Below are 4933 nucleotides of genomic sequence, written 5' to 3'. Positions count from 1 at the left end.
CCCCAGCAGCACCCCCGCCCACGCCATCAGCGCCAGGAACGCGGCATAGCAGAGCATGATCGCCGCCACGTCGAAGCGGCCAAAGGTAATGGCCGAAGTCTTCATGCCGATCAGGAGGTCGTCGTCACGATCGACCATCGCATAAGCCGTGTCATACGCCACCGCCCAGAACACATTGGCCAGCAGCATCAGCCACGCCACCGGCGGCACCTGGTCCTGGATCGCGGCAAACGCCATCGGGATACCAAAGCCAAACGCGATGCCGAGATAAGCCTGCGGAATCGCAAAGAAGCGCTTGAAGAACGGGTAAGTGCCGGCCACCACCGCCGCCACCACCGCCAGCCATTTGGTCAGCGCATTGAGCGGCAACACCAGCGCAAAAGCCACCAGCGCCAGCACGGCGGCGACGGCCAGCGCTTCCCACGCTGCGATCTTGCCCGCGGTCAGCGGCCGTTCCCTGGTGCGCTTGACGTGTTTGTCGAAGTCGCGGTCCGCCCAGTCGTTGATGGCGCAGCCAGCCGAGCGCATCAGGAAGGTGCCCGCCACGAAGATCCAGAACAGCCCCCACGCCGGCGGCCCGCCCGCGGCCATCCACATGGCCCACAGCGTCGGCCACAGCAGCAGCAGCGTGCCGATCGGCTTGTCGATGCGCACCAGGCGCGCGTAGAGGGAAAGGCGTTCAAGCATGGGCGTGGGGGGCAACGGCGAGAGGGTCTGCACTGCGCGGATCCGGGAAGGAGGATTCAATGAAAACGCGCCGCAGCCCGGACGGTTGCGACGCGCAGTGCCGGCCGCTACTGAAGGGCAGCCGGAGGTGGCAAGCTGGCCTCAGGCCAGCATCGCGCGCAGCATCCACGCGGTCTTTTCGTGCGTCTGCATGCGCTGGGTCAGCAGGTCGGCCGACGGTTCGTCGCCGGCGGCGTCGATCACCGGGAACAGCGAACGCGCGGTGCGCACCACGGCTTCCTGGCCTTCGACCAGCTTGCGGATCATTTCGGTGGCCTCGGGCACGCCCTCTTCCTCCGCGATCGAAGACAGGCGGGCGTATTCCTTGTAGGTGCCCGGTGCCGGGTAGCCCAGCGCGCGGATACGCTCGGCGATCGAGTCCACGGCGAGCGCCAGCTCGGTGTACTGGGTCTCGAACATCAGATGCAGCGTATTGAACATGGGACCCGTCACGTTCCAGTGGAAGTTATGGGTCTTGAGGTAGAGGGTGTAGGTGTCCGCCAGCAGCTTGGACAGGCCTTCCGCGATCTTCTTGCGGTCCTTGTCGGAAATACCGATATTCACGCTCATCTCATTCTTCTTTGCCATGGTAAATACGCTCCGTTCTGGTAAAGCCACGAGGGGCGCCGCCGGCGCTTTCCATGTTTTGGGGCCGGGCGGCGCAGTACCCGCATTATTGCACTAGCCGGCAATCCCGGCCAAACCCCGGGCCACCTCGCTGAACATCACGGTCGCGCCGAGCACGATCACGGCGGCGCCGATTTCCTTGCGCCACAGCTTGTGGCGCAGCCGCGCGGCATCGGCGCGCCCGGGCTGGTCGTGCCCGTCATGCCACAGCTGTCGCCACTCTTGGATAAACAACCGGATCATCGCCATCATCGTTCTCCGCGGCGCGGCATCCCGCCAGGGGCGCCGCGCCAGGCTGCCGCTTACTTCAGGTTGAGCGCGCGCTTCACGCCCTCGCCGTAGGCCGGGTCGGCCTTGGTGAAGTGCTCCAGCTGCACGCGCACGATCGCCTCAGGCACGCCCTGCATCGCCGCCGCGATATTGGCGAACAGGCGCTGGCGCTGGCCTTCGTCGAACAGGCGGAACAGCGCGCCGGGCTGGCTGTAGTAGTCCGGGTCGACGCGGTGGTCCCAGTGGTCGGCGGCACCATCCAGTGCCAGCGGCGGCTCGATCGCGCGTTCGCTGGCGGCGTAGGCGCCTTCGCGGTTGGGCTCGTAGTTGAGCTTGCCTCCCTGGTTGCCGTCCACGCGCATCGCGCCGTCACGGTGGAAGCTGTTGTGGAACGGGCATTTCGGCGCATTCACCGGGATCTGGTTGTGGTTGATCCCCAGGCGGTAGCGCTGCGTGTCGCCGTACGAGAACAGCCGCCCCTGCAGCATCTTGTCGGGCGAGAAGCCGATGCCCGGCACGATATTGGCCGGATTCATCGCCACCTGCTCGACCTCGGCAAAGTAGTTGTCCGGGTTGCGGTTGAGCTCGAGCACGCCCACGTCGATCAGCGGGTAGTCCTTGTGCGGCCAGACCTTGGTCAGGTCGAACGGATTGATGTGGTACTTGGCCGCATCGGCCTCCGGCATGACCTGGACGCGCAGGTTCCAGCGCGGAAAATTGCCTTGCTCGATGTTCTCGAACAGGTCGCGCTGCGCGCTTTCGCGGTCCGTTGCCACGACCTTGGCCGCTTCTTCATTGGTCCAGTTGGCGATGCCCTGCTGCGACTTGAAGTGGAACTTGACCCAGAAGCGCTCGTTGTTCGCGTTGATGAACGAGTACGTGTGCGAGCCGAAGCCGTGGATCTGGCGGTAGTTCTGCGGCAGACCGCGGTCGCTCATCAGGATGGTGACCTGGTGCAGCGATTCCGGATGGCGCGACCAGAAGTCCCACACCGCGATCGGGTCGCGCAGGTTGGTGCGCGGATTGCGCTTCTGCGTGTGGATAAAGTCCGGGAACTTGAGCGGGTCGCGCACGAAGAACACCGGGGTATTGTTGCCGACCACGTCCCAGTTGCCTTCGTCGGTGTAGAACTTGATCGAGAAGCCGCGCACGTCGCGCTCGGCATCGGCCGCGCCGCGCTCGCCGGCCACGGTCGAGAAGCGGATGAACAGCGGCGTCTCCTTGCCGACCTGGGCAAAGACCGAAGCCTTGGTGTACCTGGTGATGTCGTGGGTGACCTTGAGCGTGCCATAAGCGCCCGAGCCCTTGGCATGCACGCGCCGCTCGGGGATGACCTCGCGGTCGAAGTGGGCCAGCTTTTCGAGGAACCAGACATCCTGCAGCAGCATCGGGCCGCGCGGACCGGCCGTCTGCGCGTTCTGGTTGTCGGCGACGGGTGCGCCGGCGGCAGTGGTAAGGGTGTCCTTCTTGCTCATCTTTTCCTCTTTGTGGGTAGGCTGAAAGGGAACGCCGCATCAGAGCGCGGCGGCATAGCAGGCAAGGCAATCGAGCAGGCAGCGCCCCACGCGGAGGGGAAACGGGCGCCCGTTGATTGTTGTCGGAGAGAACTGGGCGCTGGTGCTCATCATTGGTTCCTGTCTCAGGTCGATGCCATCTGCATCGACAGGAGTCAGCCTACCAACGATCTATCGAATTGAGAATTCAATTATTTATACCTATGCATTAGGTCAAATCTATCTGGGATTTCTGCAACTTATCGCAGCGGAAGGTGACCGCCCGAAGACAGGTCCCTGAAATACCCCGTTGCGGGGCCGGAAATGACAACGGCCGCAGCGGAATCTCCGGTGCGGCCGAGGGAAATGCCTGTACTGTGGGGGCAGGAAGATCAGGCCGCTTCGGCCAGCTCCTTGGCGCCCAGCTTGCGCACGCCGGCCAGTTCGCACGCAGCCACGGCATTGGCCAGCGCTTCCATGGCCGGCAGGCGGGTGAAGCTTTTGCGCCAGGCCAGCACCACGCGCCGGTCGGGCACCGGATCGGCAAACGGCACATAGGACAGCATGTCGCCCTTGGCCTTCATGTCGGGCACCGAGGTGCGCGGCAGCACGGTGATGCCAACCCCGCTGGCCACCATATGGCGGATGGTTTCCAGCGACGAGCCCTCGAAGGTCTTCTGGATGCCGTCGGCCGCCTGCGAGAAGCGCGACAGCTCCGGGCACACGCCCAGCACATGGTCGCGGAAGCAGTGGCCGCTGCCCAGCAGCAGCATGGTCTGCTGCTTCAGTTCATCGGGGTCGATGGAGTGCGCCTGCGCCAGCTGGTGGCCGCGCGGCACGGCGACGACAAAGGGTTCGTCATAGAGCGGGCGCACCGTCAGGCCCGAATCCGCGAACGGCTCGGCCATCACCGCGCAGTCGATCTCACCCTGCTTGAGCAGCTCGATCAGCTTGTGGGTGTAGTTCTCCTGCAGCATCAGCGGCATCTGCGGCACGGTCTCGATCATCTGCTTGACCAGCGACGGCAGCAGGTACGGCCCGATGGTGTAGATCACGCCCACGCGCAGCGGACCCGCAAGCGGGTCCTTGCCCTGCTTGGCGATCTCGCGGATGGCCATGGTCTGTTCAAGCACGCGCTGGGCCTGCGCCACGATCTGCTCGCCGACCGACGTCACCGACACCTCGGAGGTGCCGCGCTCGAAAATCTGCACGTTGAGTTCGTCTTCCAGCTTCTTGATCGCGACCGACAGCGTCGGCTGCGACACAAAGCAGGCTTCGGCGGCCCGGCCGAAATGGCGCTCGCGCGCCACGGCGACGATGTACTTGAGTTCGGTGAGCGTCATGACTTATCAGTTTCCGGTAGGCGATAGATTTTACCTTCGATTGCCGCTTCTGTCAGAGCGCCAGCCCGAATAGCCCGCAGCGGACTGGCGGGTGCGCTGAATGGCGCACATCCCGTCGAAAAACCAGCCCGCGATCAAGCCTTGAGGTAGTGCTCGCGCCCACCCAGCCAGCGCGAAAGGTGCGCTTCCACCGCTTCCGGGTAGCGCGCCAGCATCAGTTCGGCCGCCTCCTGCGCGTATTCCACCAGCCACGCGTCGGTCTGCAGGTCGGCAAAGCGCAACATCGCTTCGCCGGACTGGCGCGCACCCAGGAACTCGCCCGGGCCGCGGATTTCCAGGTCGCGCCGGGCGATCTCGAAGCCGTCGGTGGTCTCGCGCATGGTCGCCAGGCGCTCGCGCGCGGTCGGCGACAGCGGCGCCTGGTACATCAGCAGGCAGACCGATTCGGCGCTGCCCCGCCCCACCCGCCCGCGC

General features: G+C 65.1%; 5 protein-coding genes and 1 pseudogene. All 6 read right to left on the bottom strand.

The features are described 5' to 3' along the window. Positions 1-687: 4-hydroxybenzoate octaprenyltransferase (gene ubiA, locus AC3WRI_RS32755; protein WP_492294997.1), on the bottom strand; the 687-nt coding region annotated here is incomplete at its 3' end. Between the two features lie 141 nt (positions 688-828). After that, positions 829-1314, bottom strand: a complete 486-nt coding sequence (locus AC3WRI_RS32750; protein WP_010815054.1) for a Dps family protein — start codon at positions 1312-1314, stop codon at positions 829-831. 93 nt (positions 1315-1407) lie between these two features. Next, positions 1408-1605 (bottom strand): hypothetical protein, encoded by a 198-nt coding sequence (locus tag AC3WRI_RS32745; RefSeq protein ID WP_041687510.1) that lies wholly within the window; start codon positions 1603-1605, stop codon positions 1408-1410. 50 nt (positions 1606-1655) lie between these two features. Next, positions 1656-3098, bottom strand: coding sequence for a catalase (locus tag AC3WRI_RS32740; RefSeq protein WP_010815056.1), 1443 nt, complete (start codon positions 3096-3098; stop codon positions 1656-1658). Positions 3099-3508: 410 nt separating this feature from the next. After that, the gene (locus tag AC3WRI_RS32735; RefSeq protein ID WP_492294996.1) at positions 3509-4459 is read right to left on the bottom strand and encodes a LysR substrate-binding domain-containing protein; all 951 of its coding nucleotides are present in this window, start codon (positions 4457-4459) and stop codon (positions 3509-3511) included. A gap of 134 nt (positions 4460-4593) precedes the next feature. After that, a pseudogene (locus AC3WRI_RS32730) lies at positions 4594-4933 on the bottom strand (ATP-dependent DNA helicase RecG); the annotation flags it as partial.

It is taken from the genome of Cupriavidus sp. FW305-27 (genome assembly GCF_058787995.1).
This window is presented reverse-complemented; position numbering and strand designations above follow the sequence as displayed.

What these genes read in the sequence shown, in the direction of transcription:
- AC3WRI_RS32750 (WP_010815054.1), bottom strand. Translation starts at nt 1,314, where the DNA reads ATGGCAAAGAAGAATGAGATGAGCGTGAATATCGGTATTTCCGACAAG.
- AC3WRI_RS32745 (WP_041687510.1), bottom strand. Translation starts at nt 1,605, where the DNA reads ATGATGGCGATGATCCGGTTGTTTATCCAAGAGTGGCGACAGCTGTGG.
- AC3WRI_RS32740 (WP_010815056.1), bottom strand. Translation starts at nt 3,098, where the DNA reads ATGAGCAAGAAGGACACCCTTACCACTGCCGCCGGCGCACCCGTCGCC.
- AC3WRI_RS32735 (WP_492294996.1), bottom strand. Translation starts at nt 4,459, where the DNA reads ATGACGCTCACCGAACTCAAGTACATCGTCGCCGTGGCGCGCGAGCGC.